Here is a 19,437-nt window from a genome sequence, read left to right as displayed (position 1 = left end):
CCGTAACAATCCTCTTCAGCCATCACAATAAATGAATCCCCCTCATTTCATGAATATTCCAATATATTTATATCTTAAAGTTTTCTCATTGTCAGATATACAACAATATATATATATACTTGGCCATTAGGACGCACGCTACTATCTGGATTAGAGTAAACATTGATTGAGTTAATAAAGTTAATATTCATTAACCTTTAATTCGATATAATCTTTAAGGTCGGTTTATTGGATTAATTGGAAACCCTTGTCGTCTTATGAAGTTACTGGATAATGAAAAGTTTATTGAGCATAATAAACCGGTAATGATAGAGCATTAAACTAATACATTAGGTGAGGAATATGTTTTGGAATAAGAGGATCCAAAAAATCCGCCACGAAAAAAAAAACGGCAACGAGCTTTTTCAAAAAAATGAGGATTTATCGCTTGAATCACTGAAGGCCATGATTTCAAATATGGACGATGGAGAATCGATCGAACACAGTATCAGCAGAAACCGAAAAATCACGATTGTTTATATCAAAACGTTGATCGACCTGGAAAGATTAAATGAATCCATTATTCAGCCAGTGAAAAATTGTTCAGAAGAAATGATCCATACCTGCCTTTCCTCTGAAAAGATTGTCGCCGTTACCACGCTTGATAATGCCCAGAAGTTGATGATGCAGGGACATGTTCTTATTTATGACGATAAGGGGCATCTATGGGCTGTTCCGCTGGAAAATCCTTTAGCGAGAAGCGTTGAAGAATCTCAATCGGAAACCATTTTGTATGGTCCCAAGGACAGCTTTACAGAACAGATCGACCAAAACATAACCTTGCTGAGAAGAAGGCTTCCGCTGACAGAACTTAAGACGGAAAAGTTTTCTGCAGGGTACCTTACTAAAACCAAGGTTGTCATGCTGTATGTAGAGGGAATAGCCAATCCGGATATTGTTGATATTGCCCGTAAAAAAATATCTAAGATCAATTTCGACATGATTATTGAACAGTCCAATCTGGCCGCATTCATGGAGGATCATATTCATTCCGTTTTTCCGCAGTTTCAGCAGACAGACCGCCCGGATCAATGTGCCTATTCTCTCGGACTCGGCAAGATTGTCATTCTTGTGGCGAATACACCGTTTGCGTTAATTGCTCCAATCACATTTTTCCACCTATTTCAATCACCGGAAGACTATATTCATCGATGGATCGTTGCGAGTTTCCTTCGCAGTCTCCGGTATGTCAGCTACATGGTTTCAATTTTGTTGATTCCTCTATATGTGGCTTTAACGACCCATCATTATCACATCATTCCGCTTCAGATTTTATTTGTTTTATTGGAGTCCAGGAGCAAGCTGCCCTTTAGTCCTTTCTGGGAAGGGCTGTTAATGTTGTTCGTATTGGAGATCATTAAGGAAGCGAGTTTAAGGATGCCTAATAAAACGAGCACTACCCTGGGGACGATTGCTGGTATTGTGATTGGCCAGGCAGCCGTCGAAGCTGGTTTTGTCAGCAAGATATTAATTGTGTTAGTAGGAGTAGCTGCCGTAGCATCTTTTTTAGTTCCCAACTATTTATTAAGCAAAACAAACACTCTCATCCAATTTGCCTACTTGATTTTAGCTTCCTTTCTTGGCATACCAGGAATTGTGTTAGGCTTGATCCACATGCTGGCCCACCTTAACGGACTCACAAGCCTGAAGCAGCCATATTTTTCTCCGATTGCACCGCTCTACTGGAGAGATTGGATGGATTTTTTTTTCCGGGCGCCAATTCCATGGATGAAAAAGCGTCCAAAACAGGCAGATGCTCTCTTTAAATGGAGATATAACCGGGGAGATGGGTAAATGGGGGATTATAAATTATTTGATAAGACAGCCGAGTTCGGAAACGGCTTTATCATCGCTTTTGTACATCAATCCCAGCTGCTCTATTTTGTTTTGTTCCTGCCGAAGATGTTGCAGCAGTCGTATTTATTATTTGGGATATTGGCAGTAGGCATCCTGTCCCAAATTAATTTGTTTATTTTATCAAAGAGCATGTCTTATATGGATTCAAAGCAAGGTTACAATGGATTCGCCAAGCTGTTTGGACATCGGAATCTTCGCATCATCGCATTTGCAGGAATCGCCGTCATTTTAATCAAACTTTGCTTTATTGTTCTTGGATACGCTGAAATCGTCCATCAATTTATTTTTCCATCCATGCAGCCCTCATGGCTGTTTCTGTTCATAATGCTGATATGCACTTATATTGCCAGTCAGGGGATGGAAAAAACGCTGCGTTTCGGTATTATCGCATTTTTTTGTACGTTTTGGATGATCTTGCTGTACATTCCATATTTCGTTCCTCCAGGAGCTGATGTGCTTGATTTATATCCGCTTATTCCTGCTGGTCGGGATGAGCACCCCTGGAAAGGGATGTTAATGATCTGGTCATCTTTATCAGGGCCGGAGTATATAATACTCGCACTGCCATGGATTAATCCCAAACAGAAGGCGTTGACATATTTATCCATCGCCAATGGTATTTCGGTTTTTCTGTATATTGTATTATTTATGGCATGCCTGTTCTTTTTCGGCACACCGTACTTGGGGAAAATCAGTTATCCGGTTCTCAATATGATCCGATACCTTCAGACACCTGTCTTTGAAAGAATAGAAATTGTGATGATATCCATGCAAATGTTCCAATATGTTTTCCTGGCATCCTTTTTGCTGCTCAGCTTGTATGGCGCCATTCGAATTTCTGCATGCTCAGTACATAAAGAGACAGGCCGGAAAGGTTTATATGGAGTAAGCTTTTTTGTTCTTGTATGTCTGTTTTTAATCGATCAGTTCTTTGGAAGACAAGGAAAGGAGCTTAACGGGTGGACGAACCTGCAGCTTTGGTCAGGTACGCTCACTTATTTGCTCATTCCATCGCTCCTCCTTGTTGCCAATATAAGAAGAAGGAGGCGTTCCAGCCATTGAGGTCACCGATTTTTACCGTTTTGCTAATAGGCTGCATTTGTTTTTTAACGGGCTTTTCGCCTTTTTCCGACCAGAATACAGTCGAGGAAATTGCACCTGTTACCTTTTTAGCAGTGAAACAGGGGGAGGAAAAAGGAAGCTTAACAGTGGCTACATTGGTCCCTCCTATAATGAATGAAGAAAAACAATTCTTTTCCACCAAAGTCAGACTGCTGGAGCAGGGTAGAAGGCAATTTAATTTTAAATATTACAGGGAAATAAGGTTTGGGCAGCTCCGGATGCTGTTTATTGATGAACAGATTGCAAAAACAGGAATTGTAAACTTGATGGACACGCTCCTAACCGATCCGGAAGTTTCCCCGCGGCTTTTTCTCATAGTGTTCAAGGGGGATTTCGAGGCGTACACCAAAAACCAGATGCAAAAGCAAAAAGACCTGGATTACTATCTTTACAGGATGTTTAAACATTACGAAAAAGAGAACCAAGGAGAAATTGCGGTCACTAATATTCATGAGTTTATGGAAAAAACGCATACTCCCTATTCAGATCCCTATATGCCGGTATTTAATGTAGATAAAAATTGTTTCAGCTATGAGGGAACTGGATTTTTCAGTAACGGAAAGCTAAAAGGGCAGACGGACAAGGAACAAGATCAATTTTTCCTGCTTCTAAGCAAGTCCAAATTTCTTAAGAACGTCATTATTGAACCATTGGATTTATCCCTGGGGGAGGTCCATGCAATAGTGAAGAAACAAGTAAATTTGAAGGATCATACCGTTGTTTTAAAAATTCAGTATCGAGGCAGAATTGATGAATACCGAGGATCCAAAGACCTGAACTCGCAGGCAGATTTTTACGAGTTGACAGACGAGATAAAAGATTATTTGGAAGAGGGCACAGTTAGTTTGCTGAAGACATTTCAGGAATTAGGAGTGGACCCCCTTGAAATTGGGCGGCAGACGTTGACACCGGTTTCAAAGTCCATGTCTGCGGAAGACTGGCTAACATTCTGGAAGAGTGCAAAAATCAAAGTAGACTGCAGTATAGAGCTTGAACCGCTAACAATATAAAATCAGGGGGCGAATGTTCTGCTTCCTAAAACTGGCCAAGGGAATTTCGGCCTTATTTTTGTGATTCCATAGATGCACCAGCTATGTCGAGAAAGGAAACAAAAAGGAAATTTTTTTCAGTTCCCGACTTTTCATTTTTGTTAAGAATTCCCGGTACTTTCAACACCAAGTTGGCCTTTGTCGATCCGCATGGTAAAAGGAAACAACAGTGGCGACGGACACCATTGATATCCTGGCATCGTGACACTTGTGGGCGGTACTGTAGGTGGATATTTTACATTTGCCGACGGGACCCGCCTCCTGGATCCCGGCATAAAAGGACTCGATGCCTTGCCAGAAGTGACCCGGAAATACACTGCCCTTTGGATTCTTTAATATTTTTTCTAAATAAAACCGGCCTTCTCATGAAAGAAAGCCGGTTTTATTAAAATGAACTGTTTTAAGAAATAGCTTTTACAATTTGAGCCAATCCCTCACTAATTGGTGTAGCTGGACGGCCAAGAAGTTTCTCGAAATCACTGTTTTCGATTTCCAGTGTACCTTCACGAATGTCTTTTTGGATGGCGACAAGCATAGGAATGAGGAAATCCGGCAGGCCGGCATCTTTCATAATTTCAGCGTAAGCAGCGTCGTTGACATGTTGTATTTGCACTTCTTTGCCCAATACATTTCCAAGTACGGATGCAAATTCCTCCTGGGTCAACAGCTTCCCAGATAGCTCGTAAATTGTGTTTTCATGCCCGCTGCTGGATAGAACTTCCGCAGCAGCATCTGCATAATCCTGCTGCTGGGCCCAGCCTACCTTTCCACCTCCTGCAGAAGTCACCCACGGTGCTCCTGCCATTACCCCCTGAATACTTGGGACTTCATTCTCCAAGTACCAATTGTTGCGGAGGAAGGAATAAGGTATGCCTGTTTTAAGGATCGCTTCTTCTGTTGCCTTATGTGTCGGCGCAAGGAAGTTATTGCTTTCCTGTGCGTTTGCGATACTGGTATAGGCAATAAATTTCACTCCCGCACGTTCTGCGGCAGCCACTGCATTGCCATGCTGGCGAATTCTTGTTTCATTATCACCGTCTGCTGAAATAATTAAAAGTCGATCAATTCCTGCAAAAGCCGTCTCCAATGTTTCCGGACGGTCAAAATCTCCTTGACGGACTTCTACTCCACGATCCTTCATAGCCTCTGCCTTCTCTGGGTTACGAACACTGACAGCTAATTGCTCTGCTGGGACAGTTTTCAGTAATGCTTCCACCACTTTTGTTCCAAGCTTGCCTGTTGCTCCCGTAACTAAAATTTTCATTAGGTGATTCCTCCAAATTATATATTGAAAATTCCACTGCTAGCTTGTATTAATTTTGAATACCTGTATTCAGGATAGATACTTGTTGTTGCTTTGTCAACAAATTTGGCAAACCTTTTTTTTTACGTATTTTACGGTATAATACCTTTTAACCAAAATTAAATACATCTATACTGTATGATATATTTTGTTATTAAAAAAAAGGCAGGTGATTGAAATGTCTATCAGCAGCCGATTTACCGTTGGTGTTCATATATTAGCTCTAATTGACTTAAATAAGGATGGGGTAAGCTCTTCGGAATTTTTAGCAAGAAGCGTAAACACCAACCCTACTTTAATAAGGAAAATAATGGGGATGCTAAAAAAGGCAGGATTGATTCAAGTCCAGCCTGGCAAAGCAGGGGCAAAACTGGCAAAGGCCCCCTCACATATAACATTGCTTGATGTATATAGAGCAGTAGACGTTGTCCAGGAAAAAGAATTATTCAGCGTGCATGAAAATCCGCACCCAGATTGCCCTGTGGGAAGGAATATTCAGGATTCCATCGCCCCTGTATTGTCAGCAGCTCAATTGGCTATGGAAAAGGTATTAGGAAATGTAACCATTAAGGAAATCGTGCAGGATATTGAAGGAAAAGAGAAATTGGAAATAAATCAATCATAAAAAGACATTCTTTAAAACAGAATGTCTTTTTCATTGTAAAAATCTAGGATAGCTTATCATTATTTCTATCACTCTCAAAACTTGTTAACTCTCGATCTGTCATCAATAGATCATGGCAATCAATGAGCATATCCATAAGACCATCTGTTACTCTTTTGGCATCATAGGCACAGACCGCGAGTATTTCCTCCTTACTTAACTTAGCTGACATTTTGTTTTCGAAGGTTTCTAAAGTTGAAAAAATATTTTCTTGCTGGCCCCATTCGACATGGCCCCATATTCGAAACGGAATGTCCTCTTTATAATAAGGCTCCACAGCTTTAGAATAATAATCCAAAGTGGTTGGAGGATGTAATCGACCACCGCTGAAGTAATAATCAAAATTGTTGATGAATTGGACCTTAGCCAATTGTTTTTTTGTGAGAATCTTAGAAAGCTCTTTAAATAGCTTAGAAAAAATTTTTTCATTCTCAATAAATATGACCTGCTCCCCTTTTTCAATACCAGATGTTATGAAACAAATAGCATTTTCGAAATATCTTTCAAGGTCCTCAAAACAATAAAATATATGAGCCTTCTGATCAAACTTCTTACTGGGACTAGATATTATAGCCATTGATGTATCACCATTAAATGAGATGAGTATCTTAGCAACTGTACCGGCTCCTCTTTAAACAAGCATTTTTGCCTTACTTTGAATATCATTCTTATCTAATTAAATTATTAACTATTGTCAGTTTACTATCAACCGAAGTGCCTTTAAAACTATTCCTTTCTTTTTCAGCCGTTTTTCGTACCGTTATTAAAATACACGACCTATCCAAGAAGCCCCTTGCAGAAAAAGAGATTGAAGATAGATTAATAAGATAAGAACATTTTCATGATAAGAGTGTCTGAAATGAAGGCAAACCCCATATTTAAGTTGGGGATTGCCTATTTTTCACTGTATAACTCCCACCTTTTGTGAGCCTAAACCCCTATTAGGGTTTACTTCTTGTTTAACTGTTTGATTGTTGTGCGATGTTAAGGGCGGTGTTGGAAGCAGTTAAATCAACCTGCAGCTGTTCCTTCAATTCATGTGGATGGTAATATCCTTTTGCAATCATATAATTAGTGATGTTTTCGTGAGTTTGAATGGCAGCGCGCAATTGTTCTCTTAACGCTGTACGCAATTCTGGAGTAGCCGATTCTGTGATAGCAATTGTATAGTTTCTGACTCCAGCCTTTGTCGACATTAAAAAGTCCGTTGCGATCACCTGATCGGTCATTCCGCCCATCCCCACCATATTTTGAACAAATTGGTTCATTATTCTGCCTCCCGATTCGTTATAAATGTTTGCAATTGCGCAATATGGGTTTGTCCAGCTGTAACATCATTTGCAAGTATGGTTTTCAATTCCTCGTCCTGTGCCAATGCGCCCATCGTAGATGATATGGTCAAGCAGATGTTTTTAAAGGTCAATAATTCATGTACGTCCAGAGTCTCGTGCAATCCTAGATACTTTACCATTTTCGTCACTCCATTTATTTTGATATTTTACCCTTTTATGTTTTCAAATAGGTTGACACTGTATTCATCACTTTTCTCGGATTCATGGATAGTTAAAACATTGCATAGATGAAAGAGGTTTTCGCCATAATACATTTGTCAAGTTCAATGGAGGTGAGTAAGTGGACCAGGAAAAGTTAGCGCTGCATGAAACATTGGAAACACATGAAATCCTGAACTTTAAAACCGTTTGTTTGCTTAGATCGAAATTGATGACGGGAATTTGCTTCAATAATGAGCTTAAACAGCTTATGGAAAAAGATGTGAAGCAAAACATTCAAGATATCAATGAACTGCTGCCTTTTTATAAGCAAAGCGATGTAATACATTAAGTGGAGGTGAAATAAATGCAGGATTACCTTGATCCAAGAAATTCAGAGGGCATGCCAAATTTAGCAGATTCAACATTTGCTATGGATTTTTTATTATCTGTAAAAAATGGGATACGCAATTACGGATTTGCTATTACAGAAACAGCAAGTCCTGAACTAAGAAGAGTATTAACGAAACAACTTGAATCCGCCATCGACTTGCATGGAGAGATTTCCGAGCTCATGATAAAAAATAAATGGCTTCATCCATATAACTTTAAAGATCAGGTCCCGATTGACCTAAAAGGGGCAGAGACCGCAGTTCAAATTGGGCAAATGACTCTCTTCCCTAACGATACGGACCGGGGCGGAATGTTTGCAACACCAAGTCAATAAAAGGAGGGATATAGGAGATGAAAGCTGTTACTTACCAAGGGATTAAAAATGTAGAAGTAAGAGAGGTAAAGGATCCTTCAATTAAGAACTCTGATGATATTATCGTAAAAATTACATCCTCTGCTATCTGCGGTTCTGACCTGCATTTAATTCACGGAATGATTCCCAATATGCCAACAGACTTCGTAATTGGACACGAGCCGATGGGAGTAGTGGAGGAAGTTGGACCAGATGTAAGAAACCTGAAAAAAGGGGATCGCGTAATCATTCCTTTTAATGTGAGCTGCGGCTCCTGCTGGTATTGTCAGCATGAGCTGACAAGCCAATGTGACAACTCCAATCCTCATGGCGACATGGGCGGTTTTTTTGGATATTCAGAAACCACAGGTGGTTATGCTGGCGGACAGGCCGAATATATGAGGGTCCCTTACGGGAATTTCACCCCATTTAAGATTCCTGAAAACTGTGAAGTAGAAGATGAGAAGCTTGTACTAATGGCTGACGCTGCTTCAACCGCCTACTGGTCTGTTGACCATGCGGGGGTGAAGGAAGGTGATACTGTCATTATACTAGGCTGTGGCCCAGTGGGCTTACTGGCACAAAAATTTGCCTGGTATAAAGGCGCTAAGCGGGTTATTGCTGTTGATTATATTGATTACCGTTTACAGCATGCGAAACGAACAAACAAGGTTGAAATTGTCAATTTTGAACAGCATGAAAACACGGGTCAATACCTGAAAGAAATCACCAAAGGCGGAGCCGATATTGTTATTGATGCAGTAGGAATGGATGGCAAGTGGACACCCATGGAGTTTCTGGCAAGCGGGCTAAAGCTCCATGGCGGAGCAATGGGAGCCATTGTAATCGCCAGTCAGGCAGTCCGGAAAGGCGGTACCATTCAAATTACCGGAGTATACGGCGGCCGCTATAACGGTTTCCCATTAGGTGATATATTCCAGCGAAATGTCGACATTAAATCAGGTCAGGCCCCAGTTATTCCTTATATGCCTTTCCTATACGATTTATTTTCTTCTGGTAAAGTCGACCCAAGTGACGTTGTCACACATGTTCTTCCATTAGATCAGGCCAAGCATGGTTATGAAGTTTTTGATACAAAAATGGAAGATTGTATTAAAGTTGTGTTAAAACCGTAATAAAACAAATGCCCAGTTCAAGGACTTTAAAGTTAAAGGCTGGGTTTTTGTTTGTCACTGGTAACTAACGTGCTAGTGAGTAAATAGCCTTTCAAAAGGGGAACATTGGGATTTAGCTCTTATTTCTGCACAAAAACAAAGAGAGGCCTGCTGTAAGAGGGGACCTCCTCTGTATTTTGTATCCGGACATATACAAACCAGTCCCATTTACATTTGTATTTCTCCGCCATACTCCCACAGGCCAAGCTGCCCTTTTGCAGGAATATATTTTTCAAGGAGCCGCATGTCCTCAACTTCCCACACGTAGCCTCCAACAGCAAAATCCCCCAGCAAAAAGTCATTCCCCGAAACTTTTCGCCCATCTTCCAGCATCGCCCATGTTCCGTGGTTTTCCACTACCTTCAGACAGTTTCGCAGCTTACAGACGCCTATGATTACTCCGGTCGGCAAGTTGTCTGCTGAATAACCATGCTTTCCAAGCAGATCCTGGATGATCCTGTAGCTGCAGACTTGTTTATCTATTTTTTTACTCGTATGAATGGCTAGGTCTCCCCGGTAGTTTGTTTTCCAGGTCCTTGTTTCATACTGGGCCTCGCGGAGCACAAATAAACTTGCCCAAGGCTGGATCATTGATAGAACCTTCATGAATGGAACACCACCTTTCCTTACAATTAGATGACTTTAGGATTGCCTCCGATACAATAAGTTAGTACACGAACTAAGAAAAAGGCGCAATGTTTTAGGAAGATACATTACAGAAATAATAGCAGAAGTTAAACAGGGAAATTCTCATACCGTTTAGGATTCCCTATTTAACTTTTCTAAAAAACACCCCCAAAATATAGCCGCTCCTACTGTTAAAAAGAATATAATCAAAAAACTTATAGTATACTTTTTAACACTATGTAAAATAAAAGTGCGTACTTTCAATGTTGGATCAACTGGACTATGGTCAACAAATCCATCATAAAACGAAGCAGATCCGTTTGGGTCTGCTTTTATTGTAGGTACGAATATGTATCAGTGATAAAAGGACAAGAAGACAGAAAGGTAATAACATAAACTCTCTTATAGTAATTTAGTGGTGTTCCATAACTCTTTCATATCATCGGTATCAAAATAAAATCAACACTTCCTTTTGTATCTTTTTATGTACCTAATGAACAAAAAAGGCGGCAATACTCTTTTGCAGTATTGCCACCAGTAAATTACTTAACTCTTACCTTATCTATTTTAGTTAGAACCGCTGCTTGAAAGGGTGATAAGCTTATGTTCAACATCCATTTAGGCCATTATACTAAGTGAGCTCCACCATCAATAAGAACAGCTGTCCCAGTAGTAAAACCATTTTTAGCAAGGTATACATAGGTTTCAGCTATGTCTTCCGGCTTTGCAATCCGTCCAACAGGGAGCTGTTGTGCAATGCCGTTGAACAGTGCTTGCCTCTGATCATCTAGCATTCCAGCGTAGATTGGAGTGTCTACAATTCCAGGTGAAACCACGTTTACCCTAATAGGGGCTAGGTCTACGGAAAGTCCTCGAACCAATCCTTCAATGGCTGAATTGATTGCCGCTAACGTAGTAGCGCCTTGAGGAGGACGAACGCCATATACACCAGAGGTTAAGGTAATTGAGCTTTCATTGTTTAAATATGGAAGTGCTGAACGGACGGTAATATATTGCCCCCAAAACTTACTATCAAACGCCTCTTTAGCACTTGCCACAGGCAATTCGCTAAAGTGCCCCATTGCGCCTTCTCCTGCTGTTACCACAAGGTGGTCAAATTTTCCAACCTTGCTGAAAAATTCTGCTACTTTTTCTTCGCTTCGAAAATCGATTTCAGTTGCTTCTACATTGCCACCAAGAACTTGTTTTGCTTCATTTAATTTGGAAACAGAACGGCTGGCAATAATCACTTGAGCAGATTGATCGAGAAAAGCTTTGGCAGTTGCTAAACCAATACCAGAAGTACCCCCTAAAACAACTACTCGTTTACCGTTTAATGACATAGTAAAAACCCTTCCTTCTTAAAACTTTTTTTGTATTGAAATTCATTGTGAATATTAATTTCTAATCGCTCTGTCACGTGTTTAATGATGGTGATGCCCTTTGGAAGAATTCGTGATGTCAAATCCTGCTTGCGGCATATAGAAATACTTGATCCAGACCCCATCTAAAAACGGTTCTCTTTTATCAAGTAAAACATCAATGTCTTTGTCTGTTTTCACAATTTCATCGTGTTCTGTAGGAGTATCAAGCTTTATATCATAATGGGCATGGTCCCCATGGTCTAGTGTAACGTATACCCGAACCATTTTCCCAACAGCCTCTTCACTTTCCAACGTCTGTTTCAGCACTTTAGCAGCATTTCGGTTAATTTTGCATTGCATAATTTATGTCTCCTATTCTAATCATTTTTATATTTTTAAAATACACCATAATCCAATAAATCCCCTTTGTTAAAGAATCCAGTAAAACCTAACGAGTCCAGGTCATGTTGTCAACGTTTTAAGGAATTCACAAAAGGATTTCCCTAGCTTCCTTTTAACTTTCGCTTTTTGTAATCTCTGCCAGAATTTCATACGAACGGAGGCGGGCTTTGTGGTCGAAAACTTGGGCAATGGCCATGATTTCATCAGCCTTGCTCTCCTCCAAAAATGAATGCAGCTTGTCCTTTATCGTCTGCTGGCTGCCAACAATCGATGAGCCTAATTGCTGCTCGAGAGCCTTTAATTGGTAGCTGCTGGCCACTTCGGATATGTCATCTACCGGTGGTTGAAGCGGTGTAAGGTTGCCGCTGATCAGATTCAAAAATTGCTGCTGTATTGTTGTAAAAAGGCGCTTTGCCTCTTTATCCGTTTCTGCTGCAATGATATTCAATGCCACCATCGCATACGGCTTATCGAGAACATTCGAAGGCTTAAACGCCTTGCGATAGATCTGTAGAGCACCCAGAGTGTTAAGAGGCGAGAAATGGGCGGCAAACGCGAATGGCAAACCCAATTCCCCGGCCAGGTGCGCACTGAAGCCGCTTGAACCCAGCAGCCAGATTGGAATATTCAAACCTTCACCTGGAATCGCTTTTATAGGGTTCCCTTGTGCCAGGGATGGATCAAAGTAACCTCGGAGTTCCGCTAATTGCTCAGGAAAGTCATCTCCGGTACTTCCCAAGTCGCGTCTCAATGCACGAGCGGTCCCCTGATCTGTACCGGGTGCCCGCCCCAGACCAAGGTCAATTCGCCCAGGATATAATGATTCAAGAGTGCCAAACTGCTCAGCGATGACGAGCGGTGCATGATTCGGCAGCATGATTCCTCCTGAACCAATCCTGATTTTTGATGTACCGGCTGCCACATGGGACATCACCACAGAAGTAGCGGAACTGGCGATAAACGGCATATTATGATGTTCAGCGAGCCAAAAACGGTTGTAACTAAGTTTTTCAGTAAGCTGTGCGAGTTCCAATGTATTGCGGAAAGAGTCGGCTGGAGTATTTCCGGCTGTTATCGGTGAAAGATCAAGCACCGAGAATGGAATTTCGTTTAGTTTATTTGCATGTTTAGACATAAGTTCATCTTCTTCCCTTATCTAATTTTTTTAAAAACTAATCTCTTACTGGAATTTCATGAGTCGGAAAGTAAGGCCGCACAAACTCTCCAAGCTCCTGTATGACTTCCTCGGGAGGGCGCTTTGAAAAATACAATACGAATACCAGGTGATTGACACCAATGGATTGAAATTGATATAGAATTTCTAATAACTGTTTGCGTCCTACACGAAACCCTAACGGAATCGGAACAGGAAATGCATCGGGATTTTCCGATAAATCGATAAATAAGGTCTGAGTGAAAGGTTTAAACACTCCTGGGGCGTGAATTTCCGACAACTCGCGATACTCGTTAATCAATTGAGTTTGTTGTGGGATAATCCTCGGGTACTGGATCCAGCCGTCCCCATTCTGGGCGATCCATTCAATCGATTGATTGCTGAATCCTGTCACCATGGTCGGAATCGAGGAAAAAGGCTTGGGGATCATTCTCATATCGGTTCCATCGATGACGCCTAAATCGCTGTTGATTGTCGGACTGTCCTCCTTTAACAGCTGTTCAAGGAATGCATAATTCTTTTTAAACAGCCCTCCACTTTCGAGCTTGGATATACCCAAAGCTGTGAAATCCTTATCCCGGTCTCCTGAAGCCACTCCCATGATCAGGCGTTCGGGAAACAACCGGTCAACAGATGATGCTTCCTTTGCCACTCGGACAGGATGGCGCAGCGGGAGGACCACACTCGCCGTTCCAAGTGCAATATCCTTGGTATGGGCCGCAAGATAGGTCAAATAAATCCATACATCATACATTTGACCATTATCATCAATATTCAAATTCTGAATCGTAACGTCCCGAAGCCACATTGCCGCGAAACCATGGTCTTCAATTTTGCGGGCAAGCGACAGCTGATTTTCCATAATCGGATATTTGGACATCCTTGCCGTCGGAATCGCGAAACCAAGCGTCATTTTATCCTTTTGGTACAACCTGTTAAATGCTCGATGCTGTAATAAACTCACTTCAATTCTCCTTAAATTTTTGTACCAATGTATTTTTCGAACTTTTTAATTGTCTCCTCATTACGGCGATAATACGTCCATTGTCCGATTCGCTTCATTTCAACCAGTCCGCTTTGCAGCAGAATCGATAAATACTGCGAAGTAGTGGATTGCGAAATCCCGGCCTTGCTTCGGATATCCCCTACGCAAACCCCGCCTTCAAATCCTTCATCAGCAATAATATGGGCTTGCGGTGAAAAATGACTGTCGGGATCTTTTAACATTTGAAGAATGCTCACTCTCGTCTGGTTCGACAATGCCTTGAAAATTTCAACGGCTTGTTCATCCTTTAAGCGTTCCAATTCCTGCTTCAATGTCATTTGCCTCTTTCTATATCGATTATCACTATCCCAATGGAAGATGGATAGGTGATTTGAAAGTATCATGCCAAATCGGTAATTCGCGATATTAATATATTAGCCATCTGGTCTGTCCAAATCAACTGATTTGTTTCGAAGGAGATACGGCGAAAAGCTCCCATCTTAAAAAAGATCACTAAAAACCTGCATATAACAGGTTTTTCCGACGGTTCCGCCACTCCATCTTTGAACTTATTCCATTATTTTTAGCTTATACACTTCTCTAGTTGATACAAGGTCTGCAATATTGTTCCTGTATTCCTGATAATGAGCCGACTGAATATCGTGTTTGATTTTATTGAAACCCCAAAATGTAATGCTCACTGACCGAAAAACCGATAAAATGTGCGGGTAGAATCAACAGTGGAAATGCTAACAAGTTCTCCCGATAACCTGCTAATCAACGATTAATTTACTTTGAAGGAGCAGGTAATTCACCAATTTTCATGCGAAGTAGGCTATACGGTTTTTCTCGTAAATCTTTTCCATAATGAAATCTGGACTGCCGATGCAATTGGTTTACAATCACATATAAGTATTGATCCGGGCCAATTGAAAAAGTATCCGGCCATAAAATTCTTGGATCATGTGCTATTGTTTCCATTGTTCCATTAGGCAATATTTTTCGAATACTGTTATTTTCATAATCCCCAGCATAAACATTTCCTTTTGCGTCGGTGATCATTCCATCAGATGCACCTTTTTCTCCCCAATACTCCACACGGTAAGTTAAATCTCTATCTGGTATCGTCCGGTCTCTTAGGAATTCTGTTGAAATCGAGAAAAGATGACGACTGGTTAGTGGACAAAAAAATAAAACCTTGCCATCGTGAGAAATCGCTATTCCATCAGACGCCAATCTAAATGGGGAAGTCGATCCATCTTTGTTTCTATTCATCAAAATTCTGCCTTCTACCTTTGGGATAAAATAGGGGTCGGGTGAGGTTGAATTTGCCCCATTTAACCGTCTAAACGCGTTTCCATTCTCTAAATCGACGACAATAATCGCTCCCGGTCCCCTGGATGAAGAGTCCGTAATATAGGCATATCCTGCTTTTCCAACACGAAAATCAAATCGGACATCATTTAAATAAGTGGTTGGCAGGACAACCTCCTCTGAAAAGGTATATACTTTTCTAATTTTATTGGTATCTAAATCAACTGCGACTAATTTAGCCCCCCCTATAATAGGTTCTGAAAAATTTGGTGCCGCCGTATCTAATACCCAAAGCGTCCCCCTTCCATCAGCAACGACACTTTGGACACTTATAAACGACCTTGTAAGATCATTGAAACTTACTAAATTGGTTTCTAAGCTAGGATAAGGTGTCAATTTCCCATTCACAATTTCTGCCACCGTAAATTTAACATCGTCCCCCCATTTCGGAAAGCAAATGAAAATACGGCCTGTTTCTGAAACAGTAACACCGGTAGGCATTGCACCATAAAATGCATGAACGAGTTCTAACTTTCCGAAATATTTTTCCATAGGCAACATAGAGTTCATGATATCCTCCTTACCAAGTTCAAACGGGATATCACCTATATATGGTGAAGACTCATTTCTAGTGCCTGGTCATTTTCCTAGGGCAAAAGCAACCTCTGTCCCTTTAAAACATAAAAGGGAAGTTAGCCACTGCTGCGGCTACCTTCCCTTCTCCTAATATCAAACTTATATATGATTTATCGTCTATATCATCTACACTCTTCACATTCAATTTCAGGCTGATTGGGGATGTAAAAAGTAAAGCCAATTATTTCTTGTCAGCCATAAGGGAAGCGGGAGCCCCCCTGTTTTACTTTACATCTACAGTAGCTTTTTCTAGGTTGACCCACTGACCTTTCTCGGCTGATTCGAGGATGGCGTCTGCAATTTTTTCGATTACGTAACCGTCTTCGAAGTTTGGCGAAAACTCAGTATCTTCCGTAATCGCTTTAAATAGATCATAAGTTTCAATGATTTTTGTTTCACCATAGCCGATACCCAGAGCTGGAATTGGCCATAATCCTTCACCGTAAGGAGTGGCAGGTCCTGTATACACCGTTCTGAAACCTTTTGCATCACTAGGATCATCCGCAAAGCAAACTTGCAGCTCATCGCGGCGCTCATAGTTAAAGGCTAAAGATCCTTTTTCACCATGAATTTCAAATGTCAGGAAGTTGTTGCGGCCCCATGCATTGCGTGTGGCTTCAATCGTTCCCATCGCTCCATTTTCAAACTTGACCATCGTGATCACTTCATCGTCTACATCGACGGAAGCCTTAACTACATCCTCCCCGCCGTTTTTCACTGTTCCCAGCTTGTCAATACCTCCGGTTTGAACTGGTCTTTCCGAAATCCACGTTTTGGTCATCGCATTGACATCGGTGATTTCGCCAACTAGGTAGCGGGCAAAATCGACCACATGCGTTCCGATGTCGCCCAGTGCACCTGAACCGGCGATTTTCTTTTGGAAGCGCCAGGATAACGGTGAGTTAGGATCAGCTGACCAGTCCTGCAGGTAGGTCCCACGGAAGCTCAGGATTTTCCCGATTCTTCCTTCTTCAATGTACTTCTTGGCCAAAGCCACGGCTGGTGTTCTTCTGTAGTTGAAAGCAACCGCGTGTTTAACACCAGAAGCCTTTACTGCTTCAAGCATTTCCTTCGCTTGTTCCGCGCCTAATGCTAACGGCTTTTCACAGATAATATGTTTACCAGCCTTTGCAGCAGCAATCGCAATTTCAGCATGTGTGTTGTTTGGAGTTACAATATCAATGATATCGATTTCCGGATTGTTAATAACTTCTCTCCAATCGGTAGAGTAATTGTCAAATCCCAGTCTTGCGGCAGCGTCCTTTGCCAGTTCTTCTGTCACATCCACGACTGTGTGGCGGTGCGGGATGGCTGGTGCCGGCCAGAAGAACATTGGCATTCCTGCATATGCAAGTGAGTGTGCTTTCCCCATAAAACCGCCGCCGATCATACCTACATTTAATTTTTTCATGTTCATTTCCTCCAATTCATTTTATCGTTTTTATTTTGCTGCGTTTTGAATCGTCGTTGGTGCATCCTTGTGGTAGACAGCCTTCCATCCGTCGAGCACATTTTCCTGTGTCACTTTATACGCCGGAACGGCCACATAGGCTGGTGCTTCTTTGCCAAGCAGGGCATAGCCCGCGAGGATCGCTTCCGATATTCCCTGGTCATATGGAAGCTGTGCCCCAAGGCCCTTGATCATTCCCCCGGAGGCAATGTCCAATGCCACGTTTGTCCCGAGGTCGATGGTCGAGATTACGAAATCATCCTTGCCTGAGGTACGTGCCGCTGCAAGGGCACCTTCGGCCGGAACATCCCAGACGACAAACATTCCGTCGAGATCCCTGTTTTTCGTCAGCATCCCCGATGCCACTTTTTCACCGTCGTTAGGTCCCATAATTCCGCCGCGGGCAACAATTTGTATATCCGGGTACTTTTCCTTGATCGTTGTTTCAAAGGCGTCTGTCCGCTGTTTTGTTACGAAGAAGTCAGCATCATGGTAGATCACGCCAATCTTCCCTTTGCCGCCAAGCTGTTCTGCCAAAACTTCCGCTGCCTGGATTCCATTGCCATAGTTATCGGCTGAAACGACGCTCACATAGTCCTTGCCTGCTTCCATTCCGTTTGGCTTGTTATCCATGAACACGACTTTTACGCCCGCATCGGCAGCCTTCTTAAAGGCACTGGCCGTTGAAACAGGATCAACCGGAATGCCGACGATAATATCGGGCTTTTTCGCGAGTACGGTTTCGATATCCGCGACTTGCTTTTCTGCTTTGAACTGGGCATCGGTAACCGCTACGACTTCGATTCCCATTCTTGCAAACGTTGCTTTTAAGCCTTCAATTTGGGCGGTGGCCCAGTCATTGCCGGCATAGTGCATCACAAGGGCTGCTTTGTATTTTCCTTCCTTGATCTTTTCGATATCTTCCTCTGTCAGCTGCAAGGTTTTCGCCGAAACTGCTGCTTCCCCATTTGGCCCTTTGCTGAGAATTTCTTGATCGGGAATATCCTGGTTGATCATAATTGGTCCGGAAGCGGCTGCAATTTCTTCGGTTTTCGCTCTCTCCTGCTCTTCTGTCGTGGCATTATTGCTGCCGCAGCCAACCAGAGCCGTACTGATAAGAATCAAAAACAATGTCAAAACGGAAAGTGTCTTTTTCATGAATAGCCCCCCTTTTCATAAACGAACATTTACTTGGATTTTAAAGTTTCAAAGTTTGAAAGAAACTGCCGGCTGATTTCTGCTCCCTGTTTTGGATGGTGATAACTGTCCAATTCCACGGTGATCCATCCGTCAAATCCTGCTTGGTCAAGAACTTCAAGCATTTCAGCAAACTTCTGCCCGCCAGCTCCCAACGGCAGGAACTCGCCATTTGCGTAATCCTTGAGGTGAACATATTTGATCCTGTCGATATACTTTTTGATTACTTCAACAGGATCGCCTCCCCCCGCTTCGATATGAGCCGTATCCGGGCAAAGATTGATTGTTGTCAACGGCATTAATTTGTCCAGCTGGTCTGGCGATTGGACATTTGTTCCCAGATGCGGATGATAGCTTGGGATTAGGTTGTATTTTTCAGCGATTTCTATGACTCTATTAAGAGCAACTCCCAAATCCTTATAATCACTTTCTTTTATGCCGGAACTCCGGACGGCGCCGCCGCCGACTACTAAATGCTCTGCCCCTAATTCAGAAGCGAATGCGGCCACCTCTTCAATCTTCGCCAGTTCCTCTTCGAGAATATCCGGATAAATGAAGTTTCCTCCGGTATATACGCCAATAAAGGATAAGGAAAGGTCTGCCACCAATTGCTGGAACGTTTCTTTTTTATCCTTAAATTGCATGAGGTTTCCATCAAAGAGTTCAAAACCTTTGTAGCCTGCCTCTGAAATCTCCTTCAGGGCTTCCTCTGTAGAGCCGTTCGCAAGATAGTAGAGGTCCTTTACTGAAGTAACTCCTGCAGGATGGCCCACTACTCCTCCCCATGTGTTGGTTTGGTATCCTAGTTTCATTCTGTTTTCCTCCTTCAAATTTATAGTGATAA

The 19,437-nt window shown here is 42.0% G+C and carries 21 protein-coding genes; 7 read left to right on the top strand and 14 right to left on the bottom strand.

Going from position 1 to position 19,437, the window contains the following annotated elements; genetic code table 11:
• Positions 1-342 precede the first annotated feature (342 nt).
• From WQ57_RS14915 to WQ57_RS14905, 3 genes are read left to right on the top strand one after another with little or no spacing between them, the layout of a single operon-like run.
• Entirely contained in the window at positions 343-1,833 is a 1,491-nt protein-coding gene (locus tag WQ57_RS14915) for a spore germination protein (RefSeq protein WP_046524584.1), read from the top strand.
• Positions 1,834-2,958, top strand: coding sequence for a GerAB/ArcD/ProY family transporter (locus WQ57_RS14910; protein ID WP_046524583.1), 1,125 nt, complete (start codon positions 1,834-1,836; stop codon positions 2,956-2,958).
• Entirely contained in the window at positions 2,955-4,028 is a 1,074-nt protein-coding gene (locus WQ57_RS14905) for a Ger(x)C family spore germination protein (RefSeq protein WP_046524582.1), read from the top strand. The genes WQ57_RS14910 and WQ57_RS14905 overlap by 4 nt, the downstream gene beginning before the upstream one ends.
• Positions 4,029-4,467: 439 nt before the next feature.
• Here the strand turns inward: WQ57_RS14905 and WQ57_RS14900 are convergent, their stop codons facing one another.
• Positions 4,468-5,331, bottom strand: coding sequence for an SDR family oxidoreductase (locus WQ57_RS14900; RefSeq protein ID WP_046524581.1), 864 nt, complete (start codon positions 5,329-5,331; stop codon positions 4,468-4,470).
• A 217-nt stretch (positions 5,332-5,548) separates the two neighbouring features.
• Here WQ57_RS14900 and WQ57_RS14895 point away from each other — a divergent pair, with 217 nt between their 5' ends.
• Positions 5,549-5,995 (top strand): Rrf2 family transcriptional regulator, encoded by a 447-nt coding sequence (locus WQ57_RS14895; protein WP_046524580.1) that lies wholly within the window; start codon positions 5,549-5,551, stop codon positions 5,993-5,995.
• 43 nt (positions 5,996-6,038) lie between these two features.
• Here the strand turns inward: WQ57_RS14895 and WQ57_RS14890 are convergent, their stop codons facing one another.
• The 3 genes from WQ57_RS14890 to WQ57_RS14880 form a co-directional block, all read right to left on the bottom strand.
• On the bottom strand, positions 6,039-6,611 hold the full coding sequence (locus WQ57_RS14890) for an MEDS domain-containing protein (protein WP_046524579.1): 573 nt from the start codon (positions 6,609-6,611) through the stop codon (positions 6,039-6,041).
• A 382-nt stretch (positions 6,612-6,993) separates the two neighbouring features.
• Complete coding sequence (locus WQ57_RS14885; RefSeq protein ID WP_046524578.1) at positions 6,994-7,302, bottom strand: spore coat protein; 309 nt, start codon at positions 7,300-7,302, stop codon at positions 6,994-6,996.
• Entirely contained in the window at positions 7,302-7,505 is a 204-nt protein-coding gene (locus tag WQ57_RS14880) for a hypothetical protein (RefSeq protein ID WP_046524577.1), read from the bottom strand. The genes WQ57_RS14885 and WQ57_RS14880 overlap by 1 nt, the downstream gene beginning before the upstream one ends.
• A gap of 161 nt (positions 7,506-7,666) precedes the next feature.
• Between WQ57_RS14880 and WQ57_RS14875 the strand changes: the two genes are divergently transcribed.
• Genes WQ57_RS14875 through WQ57_RS14865 form a run of 3 tightly spaced genes read left to right on the top strand, consistent with a single transcriptional unit; the run spans position 7,667 to position 9,405 of the window.
• Positions 7,667-7,876, top strand: a complete 210-nt coding sequence (locus tag WQ57_RS14875) for a hypothetical protein (protein ID WP_046524576.1) — start codon at positions 7,667-7,669, stop codon at positions 7,874-7,876.
• A gap of 15 nt (positions 7,877-7,891) precedes the next feature.
• Entirely contained in the window at positions 7,892-8,251 is a 360-nt protein-coding gene (locus WQ57_RS14870) for a spore coat protein (RefSeq protein WP_046524575.1), read from the top strand.
• A gap of 17 nt (positions 8,252-8,268) precedes the next feature.
• A complete protein-coding gene (locus tag WQ57_RS14865; protein ID WP_046524574.1) occupies positions 8,269-9,405 on the top strand; it encodes a zinc-dependent alcohol dehydrogenase in 1,137 nt (378 codons plus the stop codon).
• 207 nt (positions 9,406-9,612) lie between these two features.
• Here the strand turns inward: WQ57_RS14865 and WQ57_RS14860 are convergent, their stop codons facing one another.
• From WQ57_RS14860 to WQ57_RS14815, 10 genes are all read right to left on the bottom strand, one after another.
• Positions 9,613-10,050, bottom strand: a complete 438-nt coding sequence (locus tag WQ57_RS14860; RefSeq protein ID WP_046524573.1) for an ASCH domain-containing protein — start codon at positions 10,048-10,050, stop codon at positions 9,613-9,615.
• A 647-nt stretch (positions 10,051-10,697) separates the two neighbouring features.
• Positions 10,698-11,414, bottom strand: coding sequence for an SDR family oxidoreductase (locus tag WQ57_RS14855; RefSeq protein WP_046524572.1), 717 nt, complete (start codon positions 11,412-11,414; stop codon positions 10,698-10,700).
• A gap of 81 nt (positions 11,415-11,495) precedes the next feature.
• Positions 11,496-11,795, bottom strand: coding sequence for a heme biosynthesis protein HemY (locus tag WQ57_RS14850; protein WP_046524571.1), 300 nt, complete (start codon positions 11,793-11,795; stop codon positions 11,496-11,498).
• A gap of 154 nt (positions 11,796-11,949) precedes the next feature.
• The gene (locus WQ57_RS14845; protein ID WP_046524570.1) at positions 11,950-12,972 is read right to left on the bottom strand and encodes an LLM class flavin-dependent oxidoreductase; all 1,023 of its coding nucleotides are present in this window, start codon (positions 12,970-12,972) and stop codon (positions 11,950-11,952) included.
• Positions 12,973-13,009: 37 nt separating this feature from the next.
• Positions 13,010-13,975 carry a TIGR03571 family LLM class oxidoreductase gene (locus WQ57_RS14840; protein WP_084820287.1) on the bottom strand — a complete coding sequence of 322 codons (966 nt, stop codon included), beginning with the start codon at positions 13,973-13,975 and terminating at the stop codon, positions 13,010-13,012.
• A gap of 11 nt (positions 13,976-13,986) precedes the next feature.
• Positions 13,987-14,334: an ArsR/SmtB family transcription factor gene (locus tag WQ57_RS14835; RefSeq protein WP_046524569.1), complete on the bottom strand. Its 348-nt coding sequence runs from the start codon at positions 14,332-14,334 to the stop codon at positions 13,987-13,989.
• Positions 14,335-14,785: 451 nt separating this feature from the next.
• A complete protein-coding gene (locus WQ57_RS14830; protein ID WP_046524568.1) occupies positions 14,786-15,880 on the bottom strand; it encodes an L-dopachrome tautomerase-related protein in 1,095 nt (364 codons plus the stop codon).
• 289 nt (positions 15,881-16,169) lie between these two features.
• On the bottom strand, positions 16,170-17,357 hold the full coding sequence (locus WQ57_RS14825) for a levoglucosan dehydrogenase (RefSeq protein ID WP_046524567.1): 1,188 nt from the start codon (positions 17,355-17,357) through the stop codon (positions 16,170-16,172).
• A gap of 30 nt (positions 17,358-17,387) precedes the next feature.
• Positions 17,388-18,554 (bottom strand): substrate-binding domain-containing protein, encoded by a 1,167-nt coding sequence (locus WQ57_RS14820; RefSeq protein ID WP_046524566.1) that lies wholly within the window; start codon positions 18,552-18,554, stop codon positions 17,388-17,390.
• Between the two features lie 29 nt (positions 18,555-18,583).
• Entirely contained in the window at positions 18,584-19,405 is an 822-nt protein-coding gene (locus WQ57_RS14815; RefSeq protein WP_046524565.1) for a sugar phosphate isomerase/epimerase family protein, read from the bottom strand.
• Positions 19,406-19,437 lie beyond the last annotated feature (32 nt).

The organism is Mesobacillus campisalis (assembly GCF_000986785.1).
Lineage (GTDB): Bacteria > Bacillota > Bacilli > Bacillales > Cytobacillaceae > Mesobacillus_B > Mesobacillus_B campisalis.
The sequence above is the reverse complement of the archived record's forward strand: the minus strand, read 5'-3'. Positions and strand labels throughout refer to the sequence as shown.

Coding starts and splice junctions, on each gene's coding strand:
- WQ57_RS14880 (WP_046524577.1), bottom strand. CDS start 7,505: ATGGTAAAGTATCTAGGATTGCACGAGACTCTGGACGTACATGAATTA.
- WQ57_RS14915 (WP_046524584.1), top strand. CDS start 343: ATGTTTTGGAATAAGAGGATCCAAAAAATCCGCCACGAAAAAAAAAAC.
- WQ57_RS14845 (WP_046524570.1), bottom strand. CDS start 12,972: ATGTCTAAACATGCAAATAAACTAAACGAAATTCCATTCTCGGTGCTT.
- WQ57_RS14855 (WP_046524572.1), bottom strand. CDS start 11,414: ATGTCATTAAACGGTAAACGAGTAGTTGTTTTAGGGGGTACTTCTGGT.
- WQ57_RS14835 (WP_046524569.1), bottom strand. CDS start 14,334: ATGACATTGAAGCAGGAATTGGAACGCTTAAAGGATGAACAAGCCGTT.
- WQ57_RS14870 (WP_046524575.1), top strand. CDS start 7,892: ATGCAGGATTACCTTGATCCAAGAAATTCAGAGGGCATGCCAAATTTA.
- WQ57_RS14895 (WP_046524580.1), top strand. CDS start 5,549: ATGTCTATCAGCAGCCGATTTACCGTTGGTGTTCATATATTAGCTCTA.
- WQ57_RS14860 (WP_046524573.1), bottom strand. CDS start 10,050: ATGAAGGTTCTATCAATGATCCAGCCTTGGGCAAGTTTATTTGTGCTC.
- WQ57_RS14885 (WP_046524578.1), bottom strand. CDS start 7,302: ATGAACCAATTTGTTCAAAATATGGTGGGGATGGGCGGAATGACCGAT.
- WQ57_RS14850 (WP_046524571.1), bottom strand. CDS start 11,795: ATGCAATGCAAAATTAACCGAAATGCTGCTAAAGTGCTGAAACAGACG.
- WQ57_RS14830 (WP_046524568.1), bottom strand. CDS start 15,880: ATGAACTCTATGTTGCCTATGGAAAAATATTTCGGAAAGTTAGAACTC.
- WQ57_RS14865 (WP_046524574.1), top strand. CDS start 8,269: ATGAAAGCTGTTACTTACCAAGGGATTAAAAATGTAGAAGTAAGAGAG.
- WQ57_RS14910 (WP_046524583.1), top strand. CDS start 1,834: ATGGGGGATTATAAATTATTTGATAAGACAGCCGAGTTCGGAAACGGC.
- WQ57_RS14820 (WP_046524566.1), bottom strand. CDS start 18,554: ATGAAAAAGACACTTTCCGTTTTGACATTGTTTTTGATTCTTATCAGT.
- WQ57_RS14815 (WP_046524565.1), bottom strand. CDS start 19,405: ATGAAACTAGGATACCAAACCAACACATGGGGAGGAGTAGTGGGCCAT.
- WQ57_RS14900 (WP_046524581.1), bottom strand. CDS start 5,331: ATGAAAATTTTAGTTACGGGAGCAACAGGCAAGCTTGGAACAAAAGTG.
- WQ57_RS14825 (WP_046524567.1), bottom strand. CDS start 17,357: ATGAAAAAATTAAATGTAGGTATGATCGGCGGCGGTTTTATGGGGAAA.
- WQ57_RS14890 (WP_046524579.1), bottom strand. CDS start 6,611: ATGGCTATAATATCTAGTCCCAGTAAGAAGTTTGATCAGAAGGCTCAT.